Here is a 25,777-nt window from a genome sequence, read left to right on the forward strand (position 1 = left end):
TATTGGGTCCTGAGGCGAAACGAAACGGATCGTTTTAGATCGCGGCGTGACCAGTGAAGCCCCATGAAACGCGGCCAGAACGCCTCTTGCGCCGGCGCGCGCTATCGGGCAAACCGGCCTTCCTTTCGCGTTCTGCCGCTTCGGGGTCCCAATGTCCGCAACGATTTCGCCGCTCGCACCGAAGAAGTATCCGAAAATGCCGGTCATCGAGGGCGTGCGCATCGCCACCGCAGAGGCCGGGATCAAGTACCGGAATCGCACCGACCTGCTTGCCATGGTCTTCGATCCGGGCACGGCCGTCGCCGGCGTCTTCACCCGCTCGAAATGTCCCTCGGCACCGGTCGACTACTGCCGCCAGAACCTGCCCGCCGGCAAGGCGCGCGTTCTGGTGGTGAACTCCGGCAATGCCAACGCCTTCACCGGCAAGAAGGGCAAGGCCTCGACGGCGCTGACGGGCGAGGCGGCGGCGAAGGCCGCCGGCTGCTCCCAGAGCGAGGTGTTCCTGGCTTCGACCGGCGTCATCGGCGAGCCGCTCGACACCAACAAATTCAGCCACCTGCTCGCCGGCCTGGTGAGGGACGGCAAGCCGGACCTGTGGACCGAGGCGGCGAAGGCCATCATGACCACGGACACCTATCCGAAGGTGGCGACCCAGACGGTGAAGCTCGGCGACGCCGACGTCACCATCAACGGCATCGCCAAGGGCGCCGGCATGATCGCGCCCGACATGGCGACGATGCTCTCCTTCATCGCCACCGACGCGCCGATCGCGGCCCCCGTGCTGCAGGATCTCTTGTCGCGCGGCACCGCCAAGACCTTCAATGCCGTCACCGTCGACAGCGACACCTCGACCAGCGACACGCTGCTCATCTTCGCCACCGGCAGGGCAGCCGCGCGTGGCGCGCCGGCGATCAGCGACCCAAAGGACGCGCGGCTCGGCGCCCTCCGCCGCGCGCTCGGCAAGGTGCTGAAGTCGCTGGCGCTGCAAGTGGTGCGCGACGGCGAGGGCGCGCGCAAGCAGGTCGAGGTCACCGTCACCGGCGCCAAGTCCGCCCGCTCGGCCAAGCGCATCGCGCTCTCGATCGCCAATTCGCCGCTGGTCAAGACGGCGGTCGCCGGCGAGGACGCCAATTGGGGCCGCGTCGTCATGGCCGTCGGCAAGGCCGGCGAGCCGGCCGACCGCGACCGGCTGTCGATCTGGTTCGGCGACAACCGTCTGGCGCATGAAGGCGAGCGCGATCCGGACTACTCCGAGGAAGCGACGTCGGCCTATATGAAGCGCGACGATATCCGCATTCGCGCCGACCTCGGCATCGGCCGCGGCAAGGCGACGGTGTGGACCTGCGACCTCACCAAGGAATATGTCGCCATCAACGGCGACTACCGGAGCTGATGGCGCCGGTGTCGAGGCATCCGGCGAGCGTGTTGGCGGTGGTGCGCCGCTACGAGGCGGCGGGCTTTCGCGCCTGGCCGGCGGCGGCCGTCCACTACGACGGGACATGGGTGGTGCGGCTGACGGCCGGCCACCCGGCAAAGCGCCTGAATTCCGTCAATCCGCTCGATCCGGGCGATACCCATGCCATTGCCGAACGCATCGTGCGCGCCAGCCGCCGCTTCGACGCTTACGGCCGGCCGCTGACCTTTCGCATGTCGCCACTTTCGGGGCAGGTGCTGTCGAAGCATCTCGACGATGCCGGCTGGAGTCGGTTCGACGAATCGCTGGTGATGCGGCTGCCGCTCAAGGAGGCGCAGCTCGACGCCGCGATGGACCAGATTCCGCTGAAGGACATCAGCCGCTTCATCGGCGCGGCGATCAAGACGAACGGCTCGGACGTCGCGCTGCGGCCCGGCCTGTCGGAGGTCATCGGCGCCATTCAGCCGGAAGCGGGGCTGTTTGCGCTCGAAGACGGCAACGAGCCGCTGTCGACGCTGATCTGTGTCCATGACGGCGACCTCGCGGGACTGTTCGAGGTCGCCACCGAGAAATCGGCGCGCAAGAAGGGCCATGGCCGCAACCTCATCCTGTCGGCGCTGAAATGGGCGCGGCTGCGCGGCGCGCGCGAAGCATGGCTGCAGGTCGAGGCCGGCAATGTTCCGGCGCTGTCGCTCTATCGGTCGCTCGGCTTCGAGGAAGTCTATCGCTACCACTATCGCCGGCCGCCCGGCGCATGAGCGAGATCAAGCCAGCCGGAAAGCGCCTGCTCCTCGTCGCGGCCTGCGCGCTGGTCGACGCCGACCGGCGCGTGCTTCTGGCGCAGCGCCCGGAGGGCAAGCAGCTCGCCGGCTTGTGGGAGTTTCCAGGCGGCAAGGTCGAACCCGGCGAGACGCCCGAGGAATGCCTGGTGCGCGAGCTGCATGAGGAGCTCGGCATCGAGACCGAGATCCCTTGCCTCGCGCCGCTCACCTTCGCCAGCCACAGCTACGACGATTTCCACCTGCTGATGCCGCTTTATGTCTGCCGGAAGTTCCGCGGCATCGCGCAGCCGAAGGAAGGACAAGGGCTGAAATGGGTCAGGCCGCGGCAGATGCGCGACTATCCGATGCCGCCGGCGGACGCGCCGCTGATCCAGTTCCTCATCGATCTGTTGTGATCGTCAGAGCAGTTCGGCGTTTCCACCAGACGCCGAACTGCTCCAACGATTCTTGTTTTTTCGCAATTCCGGACGGAAAACCGCTACGCACTTTTCCTGGAGTAGCCCGCAAGCTGCCTTTGCCTCGCCTGTTTTAGGCAGCGTTAATGGAAGATTTATCTCGACATGGAAGATTGAGGCGAAGTCGTCCGCACGGCGGCATGCCCTGATTTTGTTTGGAGCCATTCCATGAGCCTCGAGAGAGACTGGGACACGATCCGGCCCGACCGCACGTTCCGCGCCGCCGATGCCGGCATGGGCATTTTGCGGATCACCTTGCTTTTCGGATCGGCCGCAGTGGCGCTGGCATTGATCGCGACGCCGTTCCTCGACAGCCAGCCGCGATCGCAAGCCGCGCGTGACGGTTTGGCCGGCGGGCTCGACATGACCAGCACCGGCTCGATCGGGCACCGCAACACTTACACGCTGCGGCGAAGCGTGCTTCAGCCGCTGCCAAGTTCCGTCTGCGTGATCCGCAACGATGGCAGCCGCTATGGCGATTGCTGATTGGGGCGATTGCTAATTGGTTAATAAATTCAGCGAGAAGGGGCCATTTCATCCCCCGTTAAGCTTTTGCCGTTAACCTTTCTTAACGGGTAGGCTCTATGGTTCCCGACAAGAGGGATCGACAACCATGAAAAACCTGCTGCAGCAATTCATAGAAGATGAATCGGGTGCCACGGCCATCGAATATGGTCTGATCGTCACCGTGTTGTCGCTGGCCATCATCGGCGGCATCGGCAAGGCCGCGGATGCACTCCAGTGGTTGTTCTCCGACAACAACAGCAGACTTGCCAATGCCTTCGCCCAGCACTGACCGATTAGAAGCAGTCCAGCGTGGCTAGGGTCGCTGAACTGCTCTAACTATTTGTTTTTATGGAAATTCGGACGGAAAACTGTTTCACCCTTTCCGGGAACTACTTCTGATCAATGCCCCGTCGGCTTCTCCAGGATCGTCTTCAGCGAGACCTTGGCCGAGCCAGGCTTGAGTGGCTTCTGCTGCGAGGCGTCGGGCGCCCAGCCGGACATCCACACGATTGAAAAGCTCGCCCGTATGCGGCCGTCCGGGTCCGAGAACCGTTCGGCATAGATCTCGGCGGCGCGGGCGAACAGCCGCCTGGTGGCCGGGCGCCGGCTACGGTCGAAAAGCGGGCTGGTCTCACCCATAGCGCGCAGATCGGCGGCAAGGCCGAAGAGCGAGGAGTAGCGCACCGTGACCGTCTCGACGTCGGCGACCGGCAGCGCCAAGCCGGCACGCTGCAGCAACGCGCCGGCGTCGCGCACATCGGTGAACGGCAGGACGCGGGGGCTCGCGCCGCCATGAAGCTCGGTCTCGGCGGCAAGCAGGCTTTCGCGCAACTCGGCAAGGGTGCCCGCGCCGGCAAGGGCGCCGAGGAACAAGCCGTCGGGCTTCAGCGCGCGGCGGATCTGCGCCAGCATGCCGGGGATGTCGTTCATCGCCTGCAGCGACAGCAGCGAGACGACGAGGTCGAGACTTTCGACTTCGAACGGCACGGTCTCCGCCCGGGCGACCAGGCCGGGTTCGCCGGCAAGGAAGACGTCATCCGTCTCCACACGAACGATATCGGCCACCTTGCCGCTGTCGGCGAGCATCCTGGCCGCCGCCGATGTCTGGCAGAACAGCGCAGCCGCCTTGCCGAACCTGCGCTCGACCGCGCCCAGCCGGTCGGCAAGGTCTTCCGCCGCCCGTCGCATCAGGAAATCGGCGCCATCGACTGGGTGCGTGAGGGCCCGACGCTTGTGCGCAAGCCAAAGCTGCGTGTCGATCAAGGGCTGCAATGGGTTATTCCTGTTGTCCGCGCATGCCGGACCGATGCTATGGTGGCGCGGGGTTTTCCTTCACGTGGCCGATCCGGTGCACAAGATCAAGACCATTGCGATCAAGGACATGGCGCGGCAGGCGTTGGGCTGGCCGGCGCGCATGCTGTTTCCGCCGGTCTGTGCCGGTTGTCGCCGCCACGTCTCGCAGCCCGGCGTGCTGTGCGGCGCTTGCTGGCCGAAGCTCCGGCTGCTGGAGAAGCCCTGGTGTCCGGTGATGGGCACGCCCTTCACCCATGACATGGGCGAGGGCTTTCTCTCCGCCGAGGCGATCGCCGATCCGCCGTCCTTCGAGCGGGCGCGGGCGGCGGTCGTCTACTCGGGCGTTGCCCGCCAGATGGTGCAGGGGCTGAAATACCAGGATCGCACGGATCTCGCGCCATGGATGGCACGCTGGATGATGCGCGCCGGCGCCGAACTGATCGCAGAAGCCGATGTGGTGGTGCCGGTACCGCTGCATTGGCGGCGATTCTTCCGCAGACAGTTCAACCAGTCGGCTGAGCTGGCGCGCGCGGTGTCGAAACTCAGCGGCCTGCCTTTTTCGCCGGCGGCGGTGAGACGCGTGAAGCTCACCCGCCAGCAGGTCGGGCTGGAGCGGCACGAGCGCGAGGAGAATGTGCGCGCCGCCTTTCGCGTCCCGCCCGAGGCCGAGATCGAGATCGCCGGCCGCAGGGTGCTCGTCATCGACGATGTCTACACCACCGGCGCCACCGTGCGGTCGGTGGCCAAGGCGCTGAAGAGGGGCGGCGCCGGGGCCGTCGACGTGCTGACCTTCGCCCGCGTCCTGCCGGGGGACTTTCGGGCCGATGAGTCCGCGACTATATAGATTTGGTTGAGTTGTATTTGTGCATGTCGTTTTCGCGCAATCGTCGGGCGACGTGCATCGGCAGGACTTCTGATTGATGGTCGATGTGACGATCTACACCCGGATGATGTGCGGCTATTGCACCGCCGCCAAGCGACTGCTCGAGCGTAAGGGCGTGGCCTATACCGAGCACGACGCTTCGTTTTCGCCGGAATTGCGCCGGGAGATGATTTCCAAGGCGCATGGGCGGACCACCTTTCCGCAGATATTCATCGGCGAGACGCATGTCGGCGGCTGCGACGACCTCCATGAGTTGGAGTCGCAGGGCCGGCTGGATATGCTGCTTGCCAACGGGAGATGACGATGAGTTCCTTCAAGGCAGCGGCAGTGCAGATGCGTTCGGGCACCAGCCCGGAGCGCAACGCAGCCGATATGGAACGGCTGGTGCGCGAGGCAGCTCACCAGGGCGCAACCTATGTGCAGACGCCGGAAATGACCGGCGCGCTTGTTCGCGACAAGCAGGCGGGCGCCGCCGCCTTCACCACCGAGGACAAGGACGTCGTCGTTTCGACGGCGCGGAAACTGGCCAAGGAACTCGGCATCTATCTGCATGTCGGCTCGACGGCCATCCTGCGCACCGACGGCAAGCTTGCCAACCGGGCGTTCCTGTTCGCCCCCGATGGCGCCGCGGTCGCCAATTACGACAAGATCCACATGTTCGATGTCGACCTCGACAACGGCGAAAGCTGGCGCGAATCCGCCTCCTATGAGCCGGGAACGGAGGCCGTCGTCACCACGATCGCCGGCGCAAGGCTGGGTTTCGCCGTTTGCTACGATCTGCGCTTCCCGCAGCTGTTCCGTTCCGAGGCGCTGGCAGGGGCGGAGGTGCTTTCGGTGCCTGCCGCCTTTACCCGCCAGACCGGCGAGGCGCACTGGCATGTGCTTCTTAGGGCGCGCGCGATCGAGAACGGCGCCTATGTCATCGCCGCCGCGCAAGGCGGCCTGCATGAGGACGGCCGCGAGACCTACGGCCATTCGCTGATCGTCGATCCGTGGGGCCGCATCATCGCCGAGGCCGCGCATGACGAGCCGGGCGTGATCGTCGCCGAGATCGACCCCGCACAGTCGGCCGCCGCGCGCCGCAAGATCCCCAATCTCAAGAACGCGCGCGATTTCACCGTCAATGCCGGCGAGGGCGAGGCGCCGCGTCTGAAGGGTGCAGCCTCTTGATCCGCTTTTCGCTTATCTGCGAGCACGAGCACGAGTTCGAAGCCTGGTTTCGCAGCAATGACGACTTCGATACGCAGAAGAAGCGCGGCTTCGTCGACTGCCCGACCTGCGGCTCGCATAAGGTCGAGAAGGCATTGATGGCGCCGGCCGTCTCCACCTCGCGCAAGCAGGAAAAGATGGCTTTAGCCACGGGCGAGGCGCAGAAGCAGGCGCTGGCGCAGCTCAAGGCGCTGGCCGACAAGGTGCGCGAGAACGCCGACTATGTCGGCGACAAGTTCGCCGAGGAGGCGCGCAAGATCCATTTCGGCGAAACGGATCCGCGCGGCATCTACGGCGAGGCGACGCCAGAGGAGGCGCAAAGCCTCGCCGAGGACGGCGTCGAATTCATGCCGATCCCGAGCTTTCCGGAGGACCGGAACTGAGTTTCCGAGTTGGCCTTGCGCAAACCGATAGCGATCAAGCCGAGACGCGGAATAAGGATTGCTATCGATCGGTTGGCCCGCAGAGGCGTTGTGAAGTTCAGTGCCAGCCAAACGATCGATGGGCTGGTGATTGTCGGCGACAAGGGCACAGACAAGATAGTCGGCGCGCTTGACGTTATTCGGGAGTTCGACCCGGTTCGGTACAAGCGATTGCTCCGCGACGTCAGGCAGGTTTTGGTCACGGTCCTCCCGGCGTCGGTCGCTCAGTGGGCAGAGACTTCGCAGGCCTGCGAGCTGGACGAACGCTATCTCGTCAGTGAGACAACGACGCCCGAGCGCGTCGCTTCAACGATCGTCCATGAGGCTACGCATGCGCGCCTGATGCGATGCGGTATCGGTTACGAAGAAAAGCTCAGGGATCGCGTCGAGCGTGTCTGTCTGCGTCGTGAAATCGCCTTTGCGGCCAGACTGCCGGCTGGGACAGATACGGCTCGACGAGCTGAAGCGACACTCCAGGCGATGCCGGATTTCTCGGACCGAGCAATGAGCGAGCGTTACCTCGATGGCCTGCGAGATGCACTGCTCTATCTCAACATGCCGGCTTGGCTTGTCGGCCTGACCCTGTCTTATCGGCGATGGCGGCACAGGCGCAGGTTCGCGCGCCACCAAGCAGCCTGATGGCTAGCCCATACTGCTGATCAATTTCGCAAGCAGGCGCGCGAGCGCTTCGCGATCCTCAGGCGTCAGACCGGCGAGGATTTCGTGCTCATTGGCAACGTGGGCCGTGAGAGCCTCATCAACCAAGGCAAGGCCTTTTCCGGTGAGTTGCACCACGATGCCGCGCCGGTCGCTGGGATGCGGCGCGCGCTGGATCAGGCCGGCTTTCTCCAGCCGGTCGAGCCGGGCGGTCATGGCGCCGGATGTGACCATCGTCGCCTCGTAGAGCTCGGTCGGCGTCAGGGCATGGGGCGCGCCGGAGCGGCGCAACGTCGCCAGCACGTCGAATTCGCCGGACTGCAGGCCGAAGCGGGCAAAGAGCGGCGCGAGGCGGTCGCGCGCGATCAGCGAAGACGCTTCGTTCAGGCGGCCGATCACTCCCATCGGCGAGACGTCGAGGTCCGGCCGCTCCTTCTGCCACTGCTCGATCGCTCTCGCCGCACGGTCCATGTGCCTCACCGCAAAGTATCTTGACATTAAGAATCTTTGCGTTATCTTACCCTAAATCGGAGTGACCGCCAAGCACGACCTCGCAGCGACAGGACCACGCAGATGAAACTTCTCTGGGATTCGGCACTCGGCCTTCTGATCGTCACCGGAGGCTTGCTCGGCATGACGCTGCCTTTCGGCAAGCTTGCGACCGCGGCCGGCGTGCCGGCCATGGTCTGGGCCTTCGTCATCTCGCTCGGCGCCGGCGGCGTGCTGCTGGCAGCGCTGTTGCTGCTTGGCCAGCGCATCCGGCCGACAGCGCGCAAGCTGCGCTATTTCTTCGTCACCGCGGCGGTGTCCTATGCCTTTCCCAATCTCTTGATGTTCTCGGCCATCCCGCATCTCGGCGCCGGCTATACCGGCATCATGTTCACGCTGTCGCCGGTCATCACGCTGGTGTTCTCGATCCTGCTCGGCGTGCGGCGGCCCAACCTGCTCGGTGTCATCGGCATTGCCGTCGGCTTTGTCGGCGCAGTCATGGTGGCACTTACGCGCGGCGAGGCCGGTCAGCCGGCCGATTACTTCTGGGTGGCGATCGGCCTGCTGATCCCAGTCAGCCTCGCCGCCGGCAACATCTACCGCACGGTCGACTGGCCCGAGGATACCGGCCCGATCGAGCTCGCCGTCGGCAGTCATCTGGCGTCGGCAACCTTGCTTCTCCTCGGCATACTGACGCTGTTCGGCTGGCAGGCGTTCGTTCCGCTCGGCGGCGTGCCGCTGGTGGTCGCCGGGCAGGTGGCGTCGGCTTCGGCGATGTTTGCCTTCTTCTTCCGGCTGCAGGCTGTCGGCGGTCCGGTCTATCTCAGCCAGATCGGCTATGTGGCGGCAGCGGTCGGTCTCTTTGCCGGCACGATCTTCCTCGGCGAGAGCTACCAGCTGCTGACCTGGCTGGGGGCTGCCATCATCACCGCCGGCGTGTTCATCACCACCAAGGCGCAGAGCCTGCCAAGCATGAAGATGCAAAGCCAGGCGGCGTAAGGGAACGAGCGCTTCAGCCGGCCGGTCAGACCGAGGCCTTTTCGGCCAGCACCATGTAGTTGACGTCCATGTCCTTGGACTTCTGCCAGCGGTCGGCCAGCGGATGGTAGATCACGCCGGTGCGATCGATGACCGTCAGCCCCGCCGCGCCAAGCGCCTTTGCCAGTTCCTCGGGCCGCACCAGCTTGCCGAACTGATGGGTGCCGCGCGGCAGCCAGCGCAGCACGTATTCGGCGCCGATGATGGCAAGGCCAAGCGCCTTCAGCGTACGGTTGATGGTGGCGACGAACATGATGCCGCCGGGCCGGACCATCTGGCCGCATTTGGCGACGAACAAATCGACATCTGCCACATGCTCGACCACCTCCATGTTGAGGATGACGTCGAATGTCTCGCCGGCGTCGGCAAGCGCCTCGGCCGTAGTGGCGCGATAGTCGACGCTGACGTTCGCTTCCGCCGCGTGCAGCTTGGCGACCTCGATGTTGGTGGCCGAGGCGTCGGCGCCGACCACCTCGGCGCCAAGCCGGGCCATCGGTTCGCATAAAAGTCCGCCGCCGCAGCCGATGTCGAGGAAGCGCAGGCCCTCGAAAGGCCTGGCTGCCCGCGGATCGCGACCGAAGCGCGTGGCGACCTGATCGCGAATATAGGCAAGCCGCACAGGGTTGAACTTGTGCAGCGACCGGAACTTGCCGTTCGGATTCCACCACTCGGCGGCAAGGGCGGAAAAGCGCTCGACTTCTCCGGCATCGATGGTCGATCGGCGGGGCTCTGGCATAAGGCGGGTCTCCTCGAACGCTGGGAAGTCGGGGAACGCTAGGAAGTCGGGTCCCCGGCGCAGAAAGTCAAGGCAGGTTTTTTCCACTGTTGGCAAGGAGGAGGCCGGGCAGCCACGCTTTCCCGGCAAAGACCGCCGCTGTTTGTCAGTACGTGGTGGCTTGATAGGTTCCGCGCTGAAACAGGACCGGCTTGCGAGCGAAGCAAAGACATCAATCGGAGAATGACGATGCGAACCTTAGCCTCGATCCTCTGGCGCCGACTTGACCGCGAAGGGCATGATTGCTGTTCGCTTTCCAGGACGGGAGATGGCTGGAGTCTGAAGGGACAGGCGGCGTTCCTGCAGGAGGGCGCGCCGTGTGGCCTCTCCTATGAGATCGACTGCGATGCCGGATGGCTGACCCGCGCCGCGTGCGTGGCGGGGCTTTTCGGCGGCGATACGCTAAATTATCGGTTCGAGAGGCTTGACGACGGCGGCTGGACGCTCAACGGCAAGGAGCAGGCACAGGTGGCCGGCCTTGTCGACCTCGACCTTGGTTTCACACCCGCCACGAACCTGCTGCCGATCCGACGCCTCGGTCTCAGGCCCGGCATTCAGACGCCCGCTCCCGCGGCCTATCTGGCCTTTCCCGAACTGAGGCTTGAACGTCTCGACCAGACCTATCGTCGCCTCGACGACTCCCGCTATGCCTATGCCGCGCCGGCATTCGGCTACGACGAGGTGCTCGAGGTCGCGCCGTCCGGCTTCGTTGTCGACTATCCAGGCCTTTGGACGACCACCGCGCTGCGCTGAAACCCTTCAAGCGCCAGACGGCTCGAACCTCGACAGCGCGACCGCGGCGTGACGCATCTCGACGCTTGCCGGTTCGATCGCCCGCATGGCCTCGCAGTCGCCGATCTCGGCCATGATGCGCTGCGCTGCCGCCTGGGCCTGTTCGAGGCTTTGCCAGCGCACCACATCGATCCAGCCTCCATCCTCGCGCTTGCCGAGATGACGGCTGAGAAAACCGGGTTGGCGCGCGAGCCAATCGGTGACGGCGCCATTTTGGGCGACAAAATCGAACGCAGCCTCCGGCTTGAGGCGGAAGCTGACGATTTCCAGCGTCTCGGTCATGAGTTCCTCCATGCGATTTCTCAGCCTTATCGCATTGCGGCGCAGGAATCTGTCAGGAGACCTCATGGCCGGCCAAAGCCTCTTCTCCCGCGCCCTCGCTTGCGAAGCTTTGATGTTTTGGCTAAGGAGGCCGCGCATTTCCGCGGCTCGGCCTTGCCGGGCGCTTCGTTCCGTTCCGGCCTCAAGCCGGCTCAATCAAAGGCATCTCGCTTCCATGGCGCGCATCGTGATGAAATTCGGCGGAACTTCGGTCGCCGACATCGCCCGCATCCGCAACGTGGCGCGCCATGTCAAACGCGAGGTCGATGCCGGTCACGACGTCGCCGTGGTGGTTTCGGCCATGGCCGGCAAGACCAACGAGCTGGTCGCCTGGACGCGCGAGGCTTCGCCCATGCACGATGCGCGCGAATACGACGCCGTCGTCGCCTCGGGCGAGCAGGTCACCGCCGGCCTGCTGGCGATCACACTGCAGAACATGGGCGTCCATGCCCGCTCCTGGCAGGGCTGGCAGATCCCGATCAAGACCGACAACGCCCACGGCGCCGCGCGCATCCTCGATATCGACGGCGCGTTCCTGATCAAGCGCTTCGGCGAGGGCCAGGTTGCAGTCATCGCCGGTTTCCAGGGCATCGGCCCGGACAACCGCATCGCCACACTCGGCCGCGGCGGCTCCGATACCAGCGCGGTGGCCATTGCGGCGGCGGTCAAGGCCGACCGCTGCGACATCTACACCGATGTCGACGGCGTCTACACCACCGACCCGCGCATCGAGCCGAAGGCCCGCCGGCTGGCCAAGATTTCGTTCGAGGAGATGCTCGAAATGGCCTCGCTCGGCGCCAAGGTGCTGCAGGTGCGGTCGGTCGAGCTTGCCATGGTGCACAGGGTGCGTACCTTTGTGCGGTCGTCCTTCGACGATCCCGACGCGCCCGGAATGGGGGATTTGCTCAATCCGCCCGGAACGCTCATTTGCGACGAGGAAGAGATCGTGGAACAGCAGGTCGTCACCGGAATTGCCTACGCCAAGGACGAAGCGCAGATTTCGCTGCGCCGCGTCGGCGACCGCCCCGGCGTTGCCGCCGGCATCTTCGGCCCGCTGGCCGAGGCCAACATCAATGTCGACATGATCGTCCAGAACATCTCCGAGGACGGCAAGTTCACCGACATGACCTTCACCGTGCCTTCCGGAGACGTCGACAAGGCGCTGGCCGTGCTGGAAAGGCTGAAGGCCGATGTCGGCTACGACGTCGTGCAGTCGGAAGCCGGCATGTCGAAGGTCTCGGTCATCGGCATCGGCATGCGAAGCCATGCCGGCGTCGCGGCCACCGCCTTCAAGGCGCTGGCCGACAAGGCGATCAACATCCGGGCGATCACGACGTCCGAGATCAAAATCTCGATACTGATCGACGGTCCCTACACGGAACTTGCAGTTCGTACTTTGCATTCCGTCTACGGGCTCGATAAGCAATAGCAAGAACTGAGTCAGTTGTTGCGTGAGCGCCGGCCGCGGGAGAAACTGCGGCGGGCAATGTGTCCATTGGAGAAGAAGCCGCGATGCGTGACACGGCCGGTGGCCCGCGCGTTCTGCTGAAACGGCTCCGCGAGCTCATGCAGGAGCCGCTGGAGCCGCAGGAGCGGCTCGACCGTATCGTGCGCGATATCGCCTCCAACATGGTCGCCGAGGTGTGCTCGCTCTATGTGCTGCGCGCCGATTCGGTGCTCGAGCTCTACGCCACCGAGGGTCTCAACCCCAATGCCGTCCACCTGGCGCAGCTGAGGCTCGGCCAGGGCCTGGTCGGCACAATTGCCGCCAGCGCGCGGCCGCTCAATCTCTCCAACGCGCAGGAACATCCGGCCTTCGCCTACCTGCCGGAGACGGGCGAAGAGATCTACAACTCCTTCCTTGGCGTGCCGGTGCTGAGGGCGGGACGCACGTTGGGCGTCCTGGTGGTGCAGAACAAGACCATGCGCCACTATCGCGAGGACGAGGTCGAGGCGCTGGAAACGACGGCGATGGTGATCGCCGAAATGATCGCCACCGGCGATCTCTCCCGACTCACCCGTCCCGGGCTGGAACTCGATCTCAGCCGCCCGGCCAGCTTCACGGGGCTTTCCTTCAACGACGGCGTCGGGCTCGGCCATGTCGTGCTGCACGAGCCGCGCATCGTCGTCACCAACCTGTTCAACGAGGACAGCGAGGAGGAGGTCCGCCGCCTCGACCGGTCGCTCGGTTCGCTGAGGCTCTCCATCGACGACATGCTGGAGCGCCGCGACGTCGCCTTCGAGGGCGAGCATCGCGAGGTGCTCGAGGCCTATCGTATGTTCGCCAACGACCGCGGCTGGGTGCGCCGTCTGGAAGAGGCGATCCGCAACGGCCTGACGGCGGAAGCCGCGGTCGAGAAAGTGCAGAGCGACATGCGCGCCCGCATGCTGCACATGACCGACCCTTATCTGCGCGAGCGGATGAGCGATTTCGATGATCTCGCGAATCGACTTTTGCGCCAGCTGATGGGACGCGGGCCGGAGGATGTCGCGGCCTCGTTGCCCAAGGACGCCATCATCGTCGCCCGCTCGATGGGCGCCGCCGAACTGCTCGACTACCCGCGCGACAAGCTGCGCGGCCTGGTGCTGGAGGATGGTGCCGCGACCAGCCATGTCGTCATCGTCGCGCGCGCCATGGGCATCCCGGTCGCAGGCCAGGTGAAGGGCGCCGTCTCGATGGCTGAAAATGGCGATGCCATCATCGTCGACGGCGAGGAAGGCACAATCCACCTGCGTCCGCAGTCCGACCTCGAAGCCGCCTATGCCGAAAAGGTCCGCTTCCGGGCGCGGCGGCAGGAGGTCTACCGGGAGCTGCGCAAGAAGCCGTCGCTGACCAAGGACGGCATTCAGGTCGATCTCCTGATGAATGCGGGTCTTGCGGTCGACCTGCCGCAGCTTTCGGAATCGGGGGCGGCCGGCATCGGCCTGTTCCGCACCGAGTTGCAGTTCATGGTCGCCTCGACCTTCCCGCGCGCCGAGGCGCAGGAGCGGCTCTACCGCGACGTGCTCGACGCGGCGGGCGGCAAGCCGGTCACCTTCCGCACCATCGACATCGGCGGCGACAAGGTGCTGCCCTATTTCAAGGGCGCGGTGCAGGAGGAAAACCCGGCGCTCGGCTGGCGGGCGATCCGGCTCACCCTCGACCGCCCGGGCTTGCTCAGGACCCAGATCCGCGCGCTGCTCAAGGCTTGCGGCGGACGCGAGCTGAAGCTGATGCTGCCGATGGTGACCGAGCTTTCGGAAATCGCGCAGGCGCGCGAGATCATCGATCGCGAGGTCCGGCACCTGTCGCGCTTTGCGCATCATTTGCCGACCAGCCTCAAGCTCGGGGCGATGCTGGAGGTGCCGTCGCTGCTGTTCCAGCTCGACGAGCTGATGAAGGCGGTCGACTTCGTTTCGGTCGGCTCCAACGACCTTTTCCAGTTCATCATGGCGGTGGACCGCGGCAACACGCAGCTTGCCGACCGGTTCGACACGCTGTCGACGCCGTTCCTGCGCGTGTTGAAGACGATCGCCGATGCCGGCGCGCGCAACCACACCCCGGTGACGCTTTGCGGCGAGCTGGCCGGCAAGCCGATCTCGGCGATGGCGCTGATCGGCCTCGGCTTCCGCTCGATCTCGATGTCGCCGGCTTCGATCGGCCCGGTCAAGGCGATGCTGACCGAGCTGCCGCTGCAGGAGCTGGAAGCCTTCTTCAAGGACAATCTGATGGCGCCCGCCCTGGGGACGCCGATGCGGGCGCTGCTGCAGGCCTTTGCCGACGATCGCTCCATTCCGCTATAGCATTTTGCCATGATCAACCTGCCCCGCGACCGCATGGATCAAGTCGTCAAGCGTTTCGACATGCTCGAGGCGCAGATGTCGGCCGGGCCGTCGGCCGATGCCTATGTCAAAATGGCGTCGGAATATGCCGACATCCAGGAGATGGTGGGCAAGATACGGGCGCTGCGCGCGGCCGAGCAGGAACAGACCGACCTCGAAGCGATGCTTGCCGACAAGGCCACCGACGCCGACATGCGGGCGCTGGCCGAGGCGGATCTGCCGGAGGTGGAGCAGCGCATCGAGGCGCTGCAAAAGGACATCCAGATCCTGCTACTGCCCAAGGATGCCGCCGACGACAGGAACGCCATCCTCGAAATCCGCGCCGGCACCGGCGGCGACGAGGCTGCATTGTTCGCCGGCGATCTGTTTCGCATGTACGAGCGCTATGCGGCCTCGCGCGGCTGGCGTTTCGAGATCGTTTCGGCCAGCGAAGGCGAAGTCGGCGGCTACAAGGAGATCATCGCTTCTGTGTCGGGCAAGGGCGTTTTCGCGCATCTCAAGTTCGAATCCGGCGTGCACCGCGTGCAGCGCGTGCCGGAAACCGAGGCGGGCGGGCGCATCCATACCTCGGCGGCGACGGTGGCGGTGCTGCCCGAGGCGGAGGAGGTCGATATCGATATCCGGCCCGAGGACATCCGCATCGACACGATGCGTGCTTCAGGCTCCGGCGGCCAGCACGTCAACACCACCGATTCGGCGGTGCGCATCACCCATTTGCCGACCGGCATCATGGTGGTGCAGGCGGAAAAGTCTCAGCACCAGAACCGGGCGCGCGCCATGCAGATCCTCAGGGCCCGGCTCTACGACCTCGAACGCAGCCGCGCGGATGAGGAGCGCTCGGAGTCGCGAAAGTCGCAGGTCGGCTCGGGCGATCGGTCGGAGCGCATCCGCACCTATAATTTCCCGCAGGGGCGGGTCACCGACCACCGCATCAACCTCACCCTTTATAAGCTCGACCGGGTGATGATGGGCGAGCTCGACGAGGTGATCGATGCGCTCATCGCCGACCATCAATCGAAGCTGCTCGCCGACATGGGCATTGATGGCTGAAGTGCTGCCCCGCGCGCTCGGGCCGCTGCTGCGCGCGGCGCGGGCGCGGCTCACCGCCGCCGGCATTGCCGATCCGGCGCTCGATTCCAGGCTGGTCGTCGAGCATTTTTCCGGAACCACCCGCGCCCAGGCCATCTCCGAGCCCGGTCATCCGGTCGATGCAACGGCTTTGGCCGCGGTCGAGGCGGCCCTGAGGCGTCGCGTCGCAGGCGAGTCGGTGCACCGCATCCTCGGCTACCGCGAATTCTACGGGCTGCGGCTGGCGCTGTCGCCGGACACGCTGGAGCCGCGCCCGGACACCGAAACGCTGGTCGACACGGCCCTGCCCTTCGCCAAGGCAACGGCCGAAAGGCTCGGCGAATGCCATATCCTCGACCTCGGCACCGGAACCGGCGCCATCGCGCTGGCGCTGCTCAGCGCCGTTCCGGCCGCGACCGCCACCGGCGTCGATATTTCCCACGGCGCGCTGGCGACCGCCACGCGAAACGCCGAGGATCTGGGGTTGGGCGGGCGCTTCCAGGCCTTGCATTCCGACTGGTTCGAAAAAGTTTCGGGCCGATACCATTTAATTGCCGCGAACCCTCCCTATATACCCAGTCGAGACATTGGAAATCTGCAGGACGAGGTCCGCGATTTCGATCCACGCCGGGCCCTTGATGGTGGTGTGGACGGTCTGGTCCCCTACAGGATCATCGCCGGAGAGGCGGAAGGGTTTCTGGAAGCACAGGGCAAGGTAGCGGTCGAGATCGGCCATACGCAGCAAAGCGAGGTCACTTCGATCTTCGCCGCAGCCGGCTACAGGCTGGCGGAAGCGCGGCGCGATCTCGGCGGAAACGACAGGGTGCTGGTGTTTGAGCGTTGAAACCCCTGATGCAGTGCGAAAAAACGCTTGGCAACATTAGGGAATGCAGCTAGGTTCCCGCTTGACCGGATGAGACGAAGCAGGCAGTGCTCTTAGCGATTCGGTTTTCCTTGGAAATAGCTGCCTCCTTGTGCAAACGACGCCCACGCTTCGTGCGGGAATCGTCCGGCAAGTGATGTAACCGGAACAGGATGGCACGTGGCGCCAACGCAATCGATGCGGGCGAACGCCGGTGAAAGAACGAAACGGTCGGCTGCATGAGCGCCACCGTTCGCGAAGAGTTTTAGAAAATTCACATGAAGAGAGTCGAATGAGGCCACAACAGCAGAACAGGCGCATGCGCGGTCGCAACAACAATGGCGGCGGTGGCAACCAAAACCGCAAGGGACCCAATCCCCTGACGCGCAACTACGAGAGCAACGGTCCGGACGTGAAGATCCGCGGGTCGGCTCAGCAGATCGCCGAAAAATACGCCGCACTCGCCCGTGACGCGCAAAGCTCCGGCGACCGGGTGATGGCGGAGAACTATCTCCAGCACGCCGAACACTATAATCGCATCATCGCCGCTGCGCAGGCGCAGATGCCGATCCAGAACGCCGCCCAGCAAAATCGTGACGAGTTCGACGACGACGTCGATGAGGATCGCGACGAGTTCGACACCGTGGGCAACGCCAATTCCGGCGAGGCCGCGGCGAACGGCTCCGGGCCGCAGCCTGTGATCGAAGGCACGCCGGCAGAGCTCGGCTTCAACCAGGAAAACGGCCGCGACAACAACAGGCGCGACAATAACGGCCGCGACAGGCACCGCGACCGCCGCAATGGCGGCTATGGCCAGTACGGCCAGAATAGTCAGCGCGGCGACAATGGACAGCGCGACGGGGGCCAACGCGGCGAACATGGCGGCCAGCAGTTCGACCAGAACCGCCGCAACGAGGCACAGGCACAGCCGGAGGCTTCCGCAGAAGCCGCAGCCGAGCCGGCTCCGCTGTTCGACAGTTTCTCGCCGGCGGGCCTTGCCGCCCAGGCCGAGCGCAACGAAGCCGGCGCCGACAATGGCGGCGGGCGTCGGCAGAGACGTCCGCGTCGCGGTCGCGGCAATGCCGAGCAGAGCAATGCCGACCGGGGGGATAGCCCCGCCGATGACAGCAACGCCGCCGACAACGGCAACGACGCGGTAGCCGCCGCCGAACAGGCAAGTGCGGCACCGAACGAAAGCGTTGCCAGCGAGCCGGCAGGCGGCACCAGCGAACCGGCGGTCGCCGACGTAAATAACTGATCCCGGCAACCGGACCGGTCCGTTTCAGGCCATTCGAACGGCGGAGAGAAATCTCCGCCGTTTTCGTTGTACGCATCTAAAGCGCGTCGTGCAGAAGCAGACTCAGGCGACGCGCCTTAGGCCTTTGTTTTATGCATGTCGTTTTCCCAAAACCGCCGCGCACTTTTTGGGCGACATGCACTAGAATATTCTGCTTTGACCGACATCAAGGTGTCTTGAGAGACTTGGGCCCATACACCATATCTCGGCTGAACAGGGCTCGGCTCGAATGAGCGGGTCCGTCACCGCAATCTGATCCGGTGCCGCAAAGCGGGCCGGTGACGGAAGGAGACACATATGAATATTGAGAAATATTCCGAGCGCGTGCGCGGTTTCATCCAGTCCGCGCAAACCATGGCGCTCTCGCGTAACCACCAGCAATTCACTCCCGAACATATGCTCAAGGTGCTCGTCGATGACGACGAGGGCCTTGCCGCGTCCTTGATAGAGCGCGCCGGCGGCCGTGTCCGCGACGTCAAGCTCGGCGTCGAGGCGGCGTTGGAGGCCATGCCCAAGGTCGAAGGCGGCAACGGCCAGCTCTACCTCGCCCAGCCGCTCGCCAAGGTGTTTTCGACCGCCGAGGAGCTGGCCAAGAAGGCCGGCGACAGCTTCGTCACCGTCGAGCGGCTGTTGCAGGCGCTCGCCATGGAAAAGTCGGCCAAGACCGCCGACATCCTGGCCAAGGCCGGCGTCACCGCGCAGGCGCTGAACCAGGTCATCAACGACGTCCGCAAGGGCCGCACCGCCGATTCGGCCAATGCCGAGCAGGGCTACGATGCGCTGAAGAAATACGCCCGCGACCTGACCGCGGATGCCCGCTCCGGCAAGCTCGATCCGGTCATCGGCCGCGACGACGAGATCCGCCGTACCATCCAGGTGCTGTCGCGGCGCACCAAGAACAATCCGGTGCTGATCGGCGAACCCGGCGTCGGCAAGACGGCGATCGCCGAAGGCCTGGCGCTGCGCATCGTCAATGGCGACGTGCCGGAATCGCTGAAGGACAAGCAGCTGATGGCGCTCGACATGGGCGCGCTGATTGCCGGCGCCAAGTATCGCGGCGAGTTCGAGGAGCGGTTGAAGGCCGTGCTCAACGAGGTCACCTCGGCCAACGGCAACATCATCCTGTTCATCGACGAGATGCATACGCTGGTCGGCGCCGGCAAGGCTGACGGCGCGATGGATGCGTCCAACCTTCTGAAGCCCGCGCTGGCGCGCGGCGAATTGCACTGCGTCGGCGCGACCACGCTCGACGAATACCGCAAGCATGTCGAGAAGGACGCCGCGCTTGCCCGCCGCTTCCAGCCGGTCTTCGTCGACGAGCCGACGGTCGAGGACACCGTCTCGATCCTGCGCGGCCTGAAGGAGAAATACGAGCAGCACCACAAGGTGCGTATTTCCGACTCCGCGCTCGTCTCGGCCGCGACGCTTTCCAACCGCTACATCGCCGACCGCTTCCTGCCGGACAAGGCGATCGACCTGGTCGACGAGGCCGCGTCGCGGCTGAGGATGCAGGTCGATTCCAAGCCCGAGGCGCTGGACGAGATCGATCGCCGCGTCATGCAGCTCAAGATCGAGCGCGAGGCGCTGAAGGTCGAGAAGGACGAGGCTTCGAAGGACCGGCTGGCAAAGTTGGAGAAGGAACTGGCCGACCTCGAAGAGCAGTCGACCGAGCTGACCGCGAAGTGGCAGGCGGAAAAGCAGAAGCTCGGCCTTGCCGCCGACCTGAAGAAGCAGCTCGACGAGATGCGCAACGAGCTGGCGATCGCCCAGCGCAAGGGCGAGTTCCAGCGCGCCGGCGAGCTTGCCTACGGCAAGATCCCGGAGCTGGAGAAGAAGCTCAAGGAGGCCGAAGCCCAGGACGGCAAGGCCGGCATGGTGGAAGAGGTGGTCACCCCCGACCATGTCGCCCATGTCGTGTCGCGCTGGACCGGCATTCCGGTCGACAAGATGCTCGAGGGACAGCGCGAGAAGCTGCTTCGCATGGAAGACGAGATCGGCAAGCGCGTCGTCGGCCAGGGCGAGGCGGTGCAGGCCGTGTCGAAAGCGGTGCGTCGCGCCCGCGCGGGCCTGCAGGATCCGAACCGGCCGATCGGCTCGTTCATGTTCCTTGGACCCACCGGCGTCGGCAAGACGGAGCTGACCAAGGCGCTCGCAAGCTTCCTGTTCGACGACGAGGGCGCCATGGTGCGCATCGACATGTCGGAGTTCATGGAGAAGCACTCGGTCGCCCGGCTGATCGGCGCGCCTCCCGGCTATGTCGGCTATGAGGAAGGTGGCTCGCTCACCGAAGCGGTGCGGCGCCGGCCATACCAGGTCGTGCTGTTCGACGAGATCGAGAAGGCGCATCCGGATGTGTTCAACGTGCTCCTCCAGGTGCTCGACGACGGCCGGCTGACCGACGGTCAGGGCCGCACGGTCGACTTCCGCAACACGCTGATCGTCATGACCTCGAATCTCGGCGCCGAATATCTGGTCAATCTTCGTGACGACCAGGACGTCGATGCCGTGCGCGACGAGGTGATGGGCGTGGTGAGGGCCTCGTTCCGTCCGGAGTTCCTCAACCGCGTCGACGAGGTGATCCTGTTCCACCGGCTGCGCCGTCAGGACATGGACCGCATCGTCGAGATCCAGCTCAAGCGGCTGGAAAACCTGCTCATTGACCGCAAGATCGAGCTGTCGCTCGATCACGACGCGATCGAATGGCTGGCGTCCAAGGGCTACGATCCGGCCTATGGCGCAAGACCGCTGAAGCGGGTGATGCAGAAGGAACTGCAGGACCCGCTGGCGGAGAAGATCCTGCTCGGCGAAATCCTCGACGGTTCGACCGTCAAGGTCACCGCCGGCTCCGATCGTCTGAACTTCCGCTCGAAGCCGACCGTGGTGGCGACCGAAGCCGCCGCCTGATTCGAGCCGGAGTGCATCCACAAGAGCGCGTCGCACTGGATCGGTACGGCGCGCTCTTGCTTTTTGCGCTCTTGCTTTTTGACAGGGCCATACCGCAAAACCGACACCGATCTCGGTTATCGGAAGGGGGCGCGATTCCAATGAAGCTCGAGGACTATAACGGCTTCTGTGCCTCGCTGCCGGCCACGACGCATGTCGTGCAATGGGGCGGCGCCCATGTCTGGAAGGTCGGCGGCAAGGTGTTCGCGATCGGTGGCCACGACCGCGAGGGCGAAGTCTTCGTCACCTTCAAATGCTCCGACATGGCCTATGACGTGCTGAAGGAACAGCCGGGTTGCCGGCCCGCGCCCTATCTCGCCTCGCGCGGCATGAAATGGATCCAGCGCCAGACAAGCCAGAGCGTGGATGATGCAGCGCTGAAGGACTATTTGCGCGAAAGCCACCGACTGGTCGTGCTGAAGCTGACGAAACTGGTCCGCAGCGAACTGGGGCTGCTCTGACATTCGGTTCGGGATCATGGTGAAACGCCGGAAATCCGCCATCTTCATGCCCGGTTCATGTTGGAACCTTAATTTTGGTAACTGGTTTGGCGGCAAGAGATTCGGTTGCCAATACCCTAGTCGCCCGGAGAGCCTGACCCACATGCTGCGCACGATCTTTTCCCTTTCGGCACTCGCGGCCGGGCTGGTTTCTTCTGGCGCGCTCGCGGCGCCGGGTCTGGAAGGCGCGCAGAAGGCGGTTCGACCCGCTCAGCACGGGGCGCTCCTGCTCGCCCAGGACGGCAATATCGACATCTACTACGACGCCAGGGGCAACCGGGTGCTGGTCGATGCCGACACCGGCAAGGTCATCGCCATCCAACCGCCGCAGAGCAGGCTCGACCGCCGGGCGCTGCGCCGCCAGCTGCGGATGCAGGAACTCGGACGCGCGCCGGTCGAGGACGACGACCGCTATTATCTTGACAATCCCGACGACATGGCCCGCTTCCGCCGCAAGCAGCTGGAAGAGAACGGCAGGGTCATTCCGCCGCCGGTCGACGAGAACGATCCTTATGGCGACAATTCCGTCGAGGCTTATCCGCCGGCCCCGAATGACGAGGGTTACGCCACCACCTATCCGGAGGCGCCGAAGTCGGACACCATCAGGCGCCAGCCGCTGAACGAGGCGTCGATCGAACCGCAGCCAGGCCAGGGGGATGTGCTGCAGACCAGCCCGGAGACCGCCCTGCCTCCGGACACCGGCGGCAAGGCCACCGTCGATCCGTCGCTGTCGCTCGGCGTGCGCCAGGACGTGGCCGAACTTCAGGTGCTGCTCGATCGCGCCGGCGCTTCGCCCGGCGTCATCGACGGGCGCTTCGGCTCCAATGTCGACAAGGCCTTGGCCGCCTATAACCAGATCACCGGCAGCGATCTGAAATCGACCGACGCGGTCGGCATACAGTCGGCACTTGCCCAGTCCGGCGGAGACGCCTTCGCCTCCTACACGATCACGCCCGAGGACGCGGCCGGCCCCTATGTCGCCTCGATCCCGGAAGATTACAGCCAGAAGGCCAAGCTGGACCGCATGGGCTACACCTCGGTCACCGAAGCGCTCGCCGAACGTTTCCATATGGACGAAGGCTATCTGAAGTCGATCAACAAAGGGCTCGACTTCAACCGCCCCGGCACGATCATCAAGGTCGCCAATTTCGGCAAGCTGGTGTCGACGCCGGTCGCCCGCATCGTTGCCGACAAGGACAAGAAGGAAGTTTTCGCCTATGAGGCGGGCGGCAAGCTGGTCGCGGCCTATCCGGCCACCATCGGCTCGGCCGACACGCCGTCGCCCACCGGCATACACACCGTGTCGCGCATCGCGCTCGACCCCAATTACACCTACAACCCCAACATCAATTTCAAGCAGGGCCAGAACGACAAGATCCTGACCATCCCGCCAGGGCCGAACGGTCCGGTGGGCTCGGTCTGGATCGCGCTCGACAAGCCGACCTACGGCATCCACGGCACGCCCGATCCCTCCAAGATCGGCAAGACCGAAAGCCATGGCTGCGTGCGCCTGACCAACTGGGACGCGCGCGAACTCGCCAAGCTGGTGTCGCCGGGCGTCACCGTGGAATTCGTCGGCGGACCAACGATCGCGGATGTCGGCGGGACCTCAACCGACGATTTTACGCAGCAATGAGCCGCGCAGCGCGGCGGCATAGATCAGCTGCACGAGCAGGATGAAGGCTATGCTCGCCAGCGGGGTGACGAGGCAAAGTGCCGTGCCGATCGCCCAAAGGGTCTGCGCCTTGACGATGCGCTGATAGACGGTGCGCCGCGTTTGCGCATCGACATCCTCAGCCAGCATGCCGTTCCTGTCGGCGTACCACCAGCTTGCGAACAGCGTGGCGCCGAGCATCAGAAGATTCAGCCAGTAGATGACCACCGCGACCCTGAATTCGAGGAAATCGGCCAGCAGGTCGGTGGAGAACGGCAAAAGGGCGATGAAGGCGAGAAAGCAGAGATTGAGCGTCGCGAGTCTCCGGTCCGATTTTGCGATCAGGCCATGCTGCGCCTGCTGGCCGAACCAGAAGATGGTCAGCGTCAGGAAGCTCAACGCGTAAGTCAGGAAACGCGGCGCGAGCGCCAGGATAGCCGCAAGCAACTCGCTCTCCGAATGCACCGCTTCATGCGACGGCACCCTGATTTCCAGCACGATCAGGGTCAGCGCGATGGCAAAGACGCCGTCGGTTATACCGACGATGCGCCCACGCCCTTCGGCTGACGGTTCGAGCGGCCGCTTCATGGCTTCCCCCTTTTGCCGCAAGTTCCGGCGACGGGCCGGAACCTAGCACGCAACGCTTCGTTTGCATCATGATTGCCATTTGCCTGGCCATGGGGCCAGTGCAACCTGGTTTCAAGAACAGCGATCCTCTGGCAGGTTGTTGCACACGCGCCGGAGAGCTAAGCAGACATTCATGGCGTCCTCGAACGAAACCACCGCCGATTCGCTTTCGACAGCCCAGCGCGCGAATGGGACCTTCTGCCCGCAGACGCGGCGCAAGTTCGTCCTGGTGGCGGCGATCCTTGCCTCGGCGCTCGGCTTCATCGACGGCTCGGTCCTGGCGATCGCCATGCCTGCGCTGCGCGTCGATCTCGGCGCCAGCCTGGCGGAGGCTCAGTGGATTTCCAACGCCTATGCGCTGACGCTTTCGGCGCTGATTCTGGCGGGTGGTGCGGCCGGCGACCGTTTCGGCCTCAGGCGGGCTTTCGTGATCGGCATCGCCCTCTTCATCGCCTCCTCGCTCGCCTGCGCGCTGGCACCCGATCCGGCGGTACTGATCGGCTTCCGTGCCATCCAGGGCATCGGCGCCGCCATCATGGTGCCCGGCAGCCTCGCCATCATCGCCAAGGCCTATCCGAAAAAAGAACGCGGCCGGGCGATCGGCATCTGGGCGGCCGCTTCGGCGCTGACGACGGCGCTTGGTCCGGTGCTTGGCGGCTTCGTGCTTTCGACCTTCGGCAATGGCGTCTGGCGCGCGATATTTGCCGTCAACCTGCCGCTCGGACTGATTTCGATCTATCTGCTGCTCGCCAAGATACCGGCCGACCAGCCGACCGAAAAGCGCAGCCTCGACCTCGGGGGCGCCGCGCTTGCCACACTCGCCTTCGGGGCGCTGGCTTACGGGTTGACCGCAATGAACGCCGAGGGCGGCGGGATGATGTCCGGGCCGGCCATCGTCGCCGGCGTCGTCCTGCTTGTGGTCTTCATCTTCTACGAGCGCTGGCAGCGTGAACCGATGATCGATCTCGGCCTGTTTCGCATCGGCGCGTTCGCCGGCGCCAATCTCGCGACCTTCTTCCTCTATTTCGCGCTGTCGGCGAATCTCTTCTATCTGCCGATGGTCCTGATCGCGGGCTGGGGATTGAGCTCGGCCGAAGTCGGCTTCATCTTCCTGCCTCTGTCGGCATCGATCGCGCTGCTGTCGGGCCCGGTCGGCCAGTGGTCCGACCGGATCGGCCCGCGCCTGCCGATCGCTGCCGGCAGCTTCGTCGTTGCCATCGCCTTTGCGGGCATGGCCCTGCTCGCCCAGGCCGGCATCCACAATTTCTGGACCGGGACCTTTCCGCTGATGGCCGTGATGGGGCTCGGCATGGCGCTCGTCGTGTCGCCGCTGTCGACGGCGGTCATGACCTCGGTCGAGGACAAGGACACGGGCGCCGCATCAGGCATCAACAACGCCGTCTCGCGCGTCGGCGGGCTGATCGCGGTGGCCGCCATGGGGTCGCTCGCGGCTTTCGTCTATGCGCGATCGACCGGCAGCCCAGCCGGCATCCCCGGTTTCGGCGAGCCGCCCACGTCCGCACTCGCGGCCAATCTCGATGCGTTGAGGATTGCGGCAAGCGATTCGGCTTTTGCCGCGGTTGCCGCCGTCACGGCGTTGCTTTGCCTGCTGTCGTCGATCATCGCCTGGTTCACCGTGCCTGGACAGGCACTGCCTTGGCCGCAGCGAACGGATGATTCGCGCGGTTAAAGCATGTCGCTCAGTTGGGAAGCTGCGAATCGGTCTTGGCGCTGGCCACCTTCAGCGAATTTCCGTCTTCCTGCTTGAGCAGGTCGTCGATGCGTTCGCGCTCTTTCTTGAAGGCGACGAGATCGTCACCCTTCAGCACTTTGCCGACCGGCAGGCGGACGCGCATCGAATCGACCTTGGTGCCGTTGACGATCAGCTCGTAGTGAAGGTGCGGGCCGGTGGAGAGGCCGGTCTGGCCGAGATAGCCGATGACCTGGCCCTGCCGGACATGGACGCC

General features: G+C 64.8%; 27 protein-coding genes (1 of these 27 cut by a window edge). 21 read left to right on the plus strand and 6 right to left on the minus strand.

Features of this window, described 5'->3' with window-relative positions; all coding sequences use genetic code 11:
- Window positions 1-151 precede the first annotated feature (151 nt).
- The 5 genes from argJ (at window position 152) to QAZ47_RS09655 (ending at window position 3,447) form a co-directional block, all read left to right on the plus strand.
- A complete protein-coding gene (gene argJ / locus QAZ47_RS09635; RefSeq protein ID WP_278233075.1) occupies window positions 152-1,393 on the plus strand; it encodes a bifunctional glutamate N-acetyltransferase/amino-acid acetyltransferase ArgJ in 1,242 nt (413 codons plus the stop codon).
- Window positions 1,393-2,172 carry a GNAT family N-acetyltransferase gene (locus QAZ47_RS09640; protein ID WP_278206506.1) on the plus strand — a complete coding sequence of 260 codons (780 nt, stop codon included), beginning with the start codon at window positions 1,393-1,395 and terminating at the stop codon, window positions 2,170-2,172. The genes argJ and QAZ47_RS09640 overlap by 1 nt, the downstream gene beginning before the upstream one ends.
- Window positions 2,169-2,591, plus strand: a complete 423-nt coding sequence (locus QAZ47_RS09645; protein ID WP_278206507.1) for a (deoxy)nucleoside triphosphate pyrophosphohydrolase — start codon at window positions 2,169-2,171, stop codon at window positions 2,589-2,591. Before QAZ47_RS09640 ends, QAZ47_RS09645 begins: the two co-directional genes overlap by 4 nt.
- A gap of 228 nt (window positions 2,592-2,819) precedes the next feature.
- Window positions 2,820-3,137 carry a hypothetical protein gene (locus QAZ47_RS09650; protein ID WP_278233076.1) on the plus strand — a complete coding sequence of 106 codons (318 nt, stop codon included), beginning with the start codon at window positions 2,820-2,822 and terminating at the stop codon, window positions 3,135-3,137.
- Window positions 3,138-3,264: 127 nt separating this feature from the next.
- Window positions 3,265-3,447: a Flp family type IVb pilin gene (locus QAZ47_RS09655; RefSeq protein WP_278206508.1), complete on the plus strand. Its 183-nt coding sequence runs from the start codon at window positions 3,265-3,267 to the stop codon at window positions 3,445-3,447.
- Between the two features lie 110 nt (window positions 3,448-3,557).
- On the opposite strand, the gene QAZ47_RS09660 is transcribed toward QAZ47_RS09655, so the two are convergent.
- On the minus strand, window positions 3,558-4,430 hold the full coding sequence (locus QAZ47_RS09660; protein ID WP_278233077.1) for a methyltransferase domain-containing protein: 873 nt from the start codon (window positions 4,428-4,430) through the stop codon (window positions 3,558-3,560).
- 64 nt (window positions 4,431-4,494) lie between these two features.
- Here QAZ47_RS09660 and QAZ47_RS09665 point away from each other — a divergent pair, with 64 nt between their 5' ends.
- The 5 genes from QAZ47_RS09665 to QAZ47_RS09685 all read left to right on the plus strand — a co-directional run bounded on the left by QAZ47_RS09665 (window position 4,495) and on the right by QAZ47_RS09685 (window position 7,604).
- Window positions 4,495-5,295, plus strand: a complete 801-nt coding sequence (locus tag QAZ47_RS09665; protein ID WP_278233785.1) for a ComF family protein — start codon at window positions 4,495-4,497, stop codon at window positions 5,293-5,295.
- A gap of 76 nt (window positions 5,296-5,371) precedes the next feature.
- Window positions 5,372-5,635, plus strand: coding sequence for a glutaredoxin 3 (grxC, locus tag QAZ47_RS09670; RefSeq protein ID WP_278206511.1), 264 nt, complete (start codon window positions 5,372-5,374; stop codon window positions 5,633-5,635).
- 2 nt (window positions 5,636-5,637) lie between these two features.
- Window positions 5,638-6,504 (plus strand): carbon-nitrogen hydrolase family protein, encoded by an 867-nt coding sequence (locus QAZ47_RS09675; RefSeq protein WP_278233078.1) that lies wholly within the window; start codon window positions 5,638-5,640, stop codon window positions 6,502-6,504.
- Window positions 6,501-6,926 (plus strand): DUF1178 family protein, encoded by a 426-nt coding sequence (locus QAZ47_RS09680; protein ID WP_278233079.1) that lies wholly within the window; start codon window positions 6,501-6,503, stop codon window positions 6,924-6,926. Before QAZ47_RS09675 ends, QAZ47_RS09680 begins: the two co-directional genes overlap by 4 nt.
- 90 nt (window positions 6,927-7,016) lie before the next feature.
- The gene (locus QAZ47_RS09685; RefSeq protein ID WP_278233080.1) at window positions 7,017-7,604 is read left to right on the plus strand and encodes a hypothetical protein; all 588 of its coding nucleotides are present in this window, start codon (window positions 7,017-7,019) and stop codon (window positions 7,602-7,604) included.
- 3 nt (window positions 7,605-7,607) lie between these two features.
- On the opposite strand, the gene QAZ47_RS09690 is transcribed toward QAZ47_RS09685, so the two are convergent.
- On the minus strand, window positions 7,608-8,093 hold the full coding sequence (locus QAZ47_RS09690; protein WP_278233786.1) for a MarR family transcriptional regulator: 486 nt from the start codon (window positions 8,091-8,093) through the stop codon (window positions 7,608-7,610).
- A 102-nt stretch (window positions 8,094-8,195) separates the two neighbouring features.
- On the opposite strand from QAZ47_RS09690, the gene QAZ47_RS09695 reads away from it, so the two are divergent.
- Window positions 8,196-9,110 (plus strand): DMT family transporter, encoded by a 915-nt coding sequence (locus QAZ47_RS09695; protein WP_278233081.1) that lies wholly within the window; start codon window positions 8,196-8,198, stop codon window positions 9,108-9,110.
- Between the two features lie 25 nt (window positions 9,111-9,135).
- On the opposite strand, the gene ubiG is transcribed toward QAZ47_RS09695, so the two are convergent.
- A complete protein-coding gene (ubiG, locus tag QAZ47_RS09700) occupies window positions 9,136-9,885 on the minus strand; it encodes a bifunctional 2-polyprenyl-6-hydroxyphenol methylase/3-demethylubiquinol 3-O-methyltransferase UbiG (protein WP_278233082.1) in 750 nt (249 codons plus the stop codon).
- Window positions 9,886-10,113: 228 nt separating this feature from the next.
- Here ubiG and QAZ47_RS09705 point away from each other — a divergent pair, with 228 nt between their 5' ends.
- Window positions 10,114-10,677 (plus strand): putative glycolipid-binding domain-containing protein, encoded by a 564-nt coding sequence (locus QAZ47_RS09705; protein ID WP_347567189.1) that lies wholly within the window; start codon window positions 10,114-10,116, stop codon window positions 10,675-10,677.
- A 6-nt stretch (window positions 10,678-10,683) separates the two neighbouring features.
- Here the strand turns inward: QAZ47_RS09705 and QAZ47_RS09710 are convergent, their stop codons facing one another.
- Window positions 10,684-10,998, minus strand: a complete 315-nt coding sequence (locus QAZ47_RS09710; RefSeq protein WP_278233084.1) for a hypothetical protein — start codon at window positions 10,996-10,998, stop codon at window positions 10,684-10,686.
- 214 nt (window positions 10,999-11,212) lie between these two features.
- Here QAZ47_RS09710 and QAZ47_RS09715 point away from each other — a divergent pair, with 214 nt between their 5' ends.
- From QAZ47_RS09715 to QAZ47_RS09750, 8 genes are all read left to right on the plus strand, one after another.
- The gene (locus QAZ47_RS09715) at window positions 11,213-12,466 is read left to right on the plus strand and encodes an aspartate kinase (RefSeq protein ID WP_192257662.1); all 1,254 of its coding nucleotides are present in this window, start codon (window positions 11,213-11,215) and stop codon (window positions 12,464-12,466) included.
- A gap of 83 nt (window positions 12,467-12,549) precedes the next feature.
- Window positions 12,550-14,820 carry a phosphoenolpyruvate--protein phosphotransferase gene (gene ptsP / locus QAZ47_RS09720; RefSeq protein ID WP_278206520.1) on the plus strand — a complete coding sequence of 757 codons (2,271 nt, stop codon included), beginning with the start codon at window positions 12,550-12,552 and terminating at the stop codon, window positions 14,818-14,820.
- A 9-nt stretch (window positions 14,821-14,829) separates the two neighbouring features.
- Window positions 14,830-15,909, plus strand: coding sequence for a peptide chain release factor 1 (gene prfA / locus QAZ47_RS09725; RefSeq protein WP_278206522.1), 1,080 nt, complete (start codon window positions 14,830-14,832; stop codon window positions 15,907-15,909).
- A complete protein-coding gene (gene prmC, locus QAZ47_RS09730; RefSeq protein WP_278233085.1) occupies window positions 15,902-16,771 on the plus strand; it encodes a peptide chain release factor N(5)-glutamine methyltransferase in 870 nt (289 codons plus the stop codon). Before prfA ends, prmC begins: the two co-directional genes overlap by 8 nt.
- 310 nt (window positions 16,772-17,081) lie before the next feature.
- The gene (locus tag QAZ47_RS09735) at window positions 17,082-18,047 is read left to right on the plus strand and encodes a DUF4167 domain-containing protein (protein ID WP_278233787.1); all 966 of its coding nucleotides are present in this window, start codon (window positions 17,082-17,084) and stop codon (window positions 18,045-18,047) included.
- A 336-nt stretch (window positions 18,048-18,383) separates the two neighbouring features.
- A complete protein-coding gene (gene clpB, locus QAZ47_RS09740; protein WP_278233086.1) occupies window positions 18,384-20,990 on the plus strand; it encodes an ATP-dependent chaperone ClpB in 2,607 nt (868 codons plus the stop codon).
- Window positions 20,991-21,130: 140 nt separating this feature from the next.
- Window positions 21,131-21,490 carry an MmcQ/YjbR family DNA-binding protein gene (locus tag QAZ47_RS09745; RefSeq protein ID WP_278233087.1) on the plus strand — a complete coding sequence of 120 codons (360 nt, stop codon included), beginning with the start codon at window positions 21,131-21,133 and terminating at the stop codon, window positions 21,488-21,490.
- Between the two features lie 142 nt (window positions 21,491-21,632).
- On the plus strand, window positions 21,633-23,165 hold the full coding sequence (locus QAZ47_RS09750) for a L,D-transpeptidase family protein (RefSeq protein ID WP_278233088.1): 1,533 nt from the start codon (window positions 21,633-21,635) through the stop codon (window positions 23,163-23,165).
- On the opposite strand, the gene QAZ47_RS09755 is transcribed toward QAZ47_RS09750, so the two are convergent.
- Window positions 23,139-23,771 carry a TMEM175 family protein gene (locus QAZ47_RS09755; RefSeq protein ID WP_278233089.1) on the minus strand — a complete coding sequence of 211 codons (633 nt, stop codon included), beginning with the start codon at window positions 23,769-23,771 and terminating at the stop codon, window positions 23,139-23,141. The genes QAZ47_RS09750 and QAZ47_RS09755 overlap by 27 nt on opposite strands.
- A 172-nt stretch (window positions 23,772-23,943) precedes the next feature.
- On the opposite strand from QAZ47_RS09755, the gene QAZ47_RS09760 reads away from it, so the two are divergent.
- Window positions 23,944-25,500: an MFS transporter gene (locus tag QAZ47_RS09760; protein ID WP_278206529.1), complete on the plus strand. Its 1,557-nt coding sequence runs from the start codon at window positions 23,944-23,946 to the stop codon at window positions 25,498-25,500.
- 10 nt (window positions 25,501-25,510) lie between these two features.
- Here the strand turns inward: QAZ47_RS09760 and QAZ47_RS09765 are convergent, their stop codons facing one another.
- Window positions 25,511-25,777 carry the 3' end of a M23 family metallopeptidase gene (locus tag QAZ47_RS09765; protein WP_278233090.1) on the minus strand. It continues 1,713 nt past the right edge of the window, so 267 of the gene's 1,980 nt are visible here — the last part of the coding sequence; its start codon lies off the right edge, out of view — the gene reads right to left on this strand; the stop codon is at window positions 25,511-25,513.

The organism is Mesorhizobium sp. WSM4904 (genome assembly GCF_029674545.1).
Taxonomy (GTDB): Bacteria; Pseudomonadota; Alphaproteobacteria; order Rhizobiales; family Rhizobiaceae; genus Mesorhizobium.

Excerpts from the sequence above, each read along its gene's own strand:
- argJ (WP_278233075.1), top strand. The coding sequence starts at position 152 with ATGTCCGCAACGATTTCGCCGCTCGCACCGAAGAAGTATCCGAAAATG.
- QAZ47_RS09640 (WP_278206506.1), top strand. The coding sequence starts at position 1,393 with ATGGCGCCGGTGTCGAGGCATCCGGCGAGCGTGTTGGCGGTGGTGCGC.
- QAZ47_RS09645 (WP_278206507.1), top strand. The coding sequence starts at position 2,169 with ATGAGCGAGATCAAGCCAGCCGGAAAGCGCCTGCTCCTCGTCGCGGCC.
- QAZ47_RS09650 (WP_278233076.1), top strand. The coding sequence starts at position 2,820 with ATGAGCCTCGAGAGAGACTGGGACACGATCCGGCCCGACCGCACGTTC.
- QAZ47_RS09655 (WP_278206508.1), top strand. The coding sequence starts at position 3,265 with ATGAAAAACCTGCTGCAGCAATTCATAGAAGATGAATCGGGTGCCACG.
- grxC (WP_278206511.1), top strand. The coding sequence starts at position 5,372 with ATGGTCGATGTGACGATCTACACCCGGATGATGTGCGGCTATTGCACC.
- QAZ47_RS09675 (WP_278233078.1), top strand. The coding sequence starts at position 5,638 with ATGAGTTCCTTCAAGGCAGCGGCAGTGCAGATGCGTTCGGGCACCAGC.
- QAZ47_RS09690 (WP_278233786.1), bottom strand. The coding sequence starts at position 8,093 with ATGGACCGTGCGGCGAGAGCGATCGAGCAGTGGCAGAAGGAGCGGCCG.
- QAZ47_RS09695 (WP_278233081.1), top strand. The coding sequence starts at position 8,196 with ATGAAACTTCTCTGGGATTCGGCACTCGGCCTTCTGATCGTCACCGGA.
- ubiG (WP_278233082.1), bottom strand. The coding sequence starts at position 9,885 with ATGCCAGAGCCCCGCCGATCGACCATCGATGCCGGAGAAGTCGAGCGC.
- QAZ47_RS09705 (WP_347567189.1), top strand. The coding sequence starts at position 10,114 with ATGCGAACCTTAGCCTCGATCCTCTGGCGCCGACTTGACCGCGAAGGG.
- QAZ47_RS09710 (WP_278233084.1), bottom strand. The coding sequence starts at position 10,998 with ATGACCGAGACGCTGGAAATCGTCAGCTTCCGCCTCAAGCCGGAGGCT.
- QAZ47_RS09715 (WP_192257662.1), top strand. The coding sequence starts at position 11,213 with ATGGCGCGCATCGTGATGAAATTCGGCGGAACTTCGGTCGCCGACATC.
- ptsP (WP_278206520.1), top strand. The coding sequence starts at position 12,550 with ATGCGTGACACGGCCGGTGGCCCGCGCGTTCTGCTGAAACGGCTCCGC.
- prfA (WP_278206522.1), top strand. The coding sequence starts at position 14,830 with ATGATCAACCTGCCCCGCGACCGCATGGATCAAGTCGTCAAGCGTTTC.
- prmC (WP_278233085.1), top strand. The coding sequence starts at position 15,902 with ATGGCTGAAGTGCTGCCCCGCGCGCTCGGGCCGCTGCTGCGCGCGGCG.
- QAZ47_RS09735 (WP_278233787.1), top strand. The coding sequence starts at position 17,082 with ATGAGGCCACAACAGCAGAACAGGCGCATGCGCGGTCGCAACAACAAT.
- clpB (WP_278233086.1), top strand. The coding sequence starts at position 18,384 with ATGAATATTGAGAAATATTCCGAGCGCGTGCGCGGTTTCATCCAGTCC.
- QAZ47_RS09745 (WP_278233087.1), top strand. The coding sequence starts at position 21,131 with ATGAAGCTCGAGGACTATAACGGCTTCTGTGCCTCGCTGCCGGCCACG.
- QAZ47_RS09750 (WP_278233088.1), top strand. The coding sequence starts at position 21,633 with ATGCTGCGCACGATCTTTTCCCTTTCGGCACTCGCGGCCGGGCTGGTT.
- QAZ47_RS09755 (WP_278233089.1), bottom strand. The coding sequence starts at position 23,771 with ATGAAGCGGCCGCTCGAACCGTCAGCCGAAGGGCGTGGGCGCATCGTC.
- QAZ47_RS09760 (WP_278206529.1), top strand. The coding sequence starts at position 23,944 with ATGGCGTCCTCGAACGAAACCACCGCCGATTCGCTTTCGACAGCCCAG.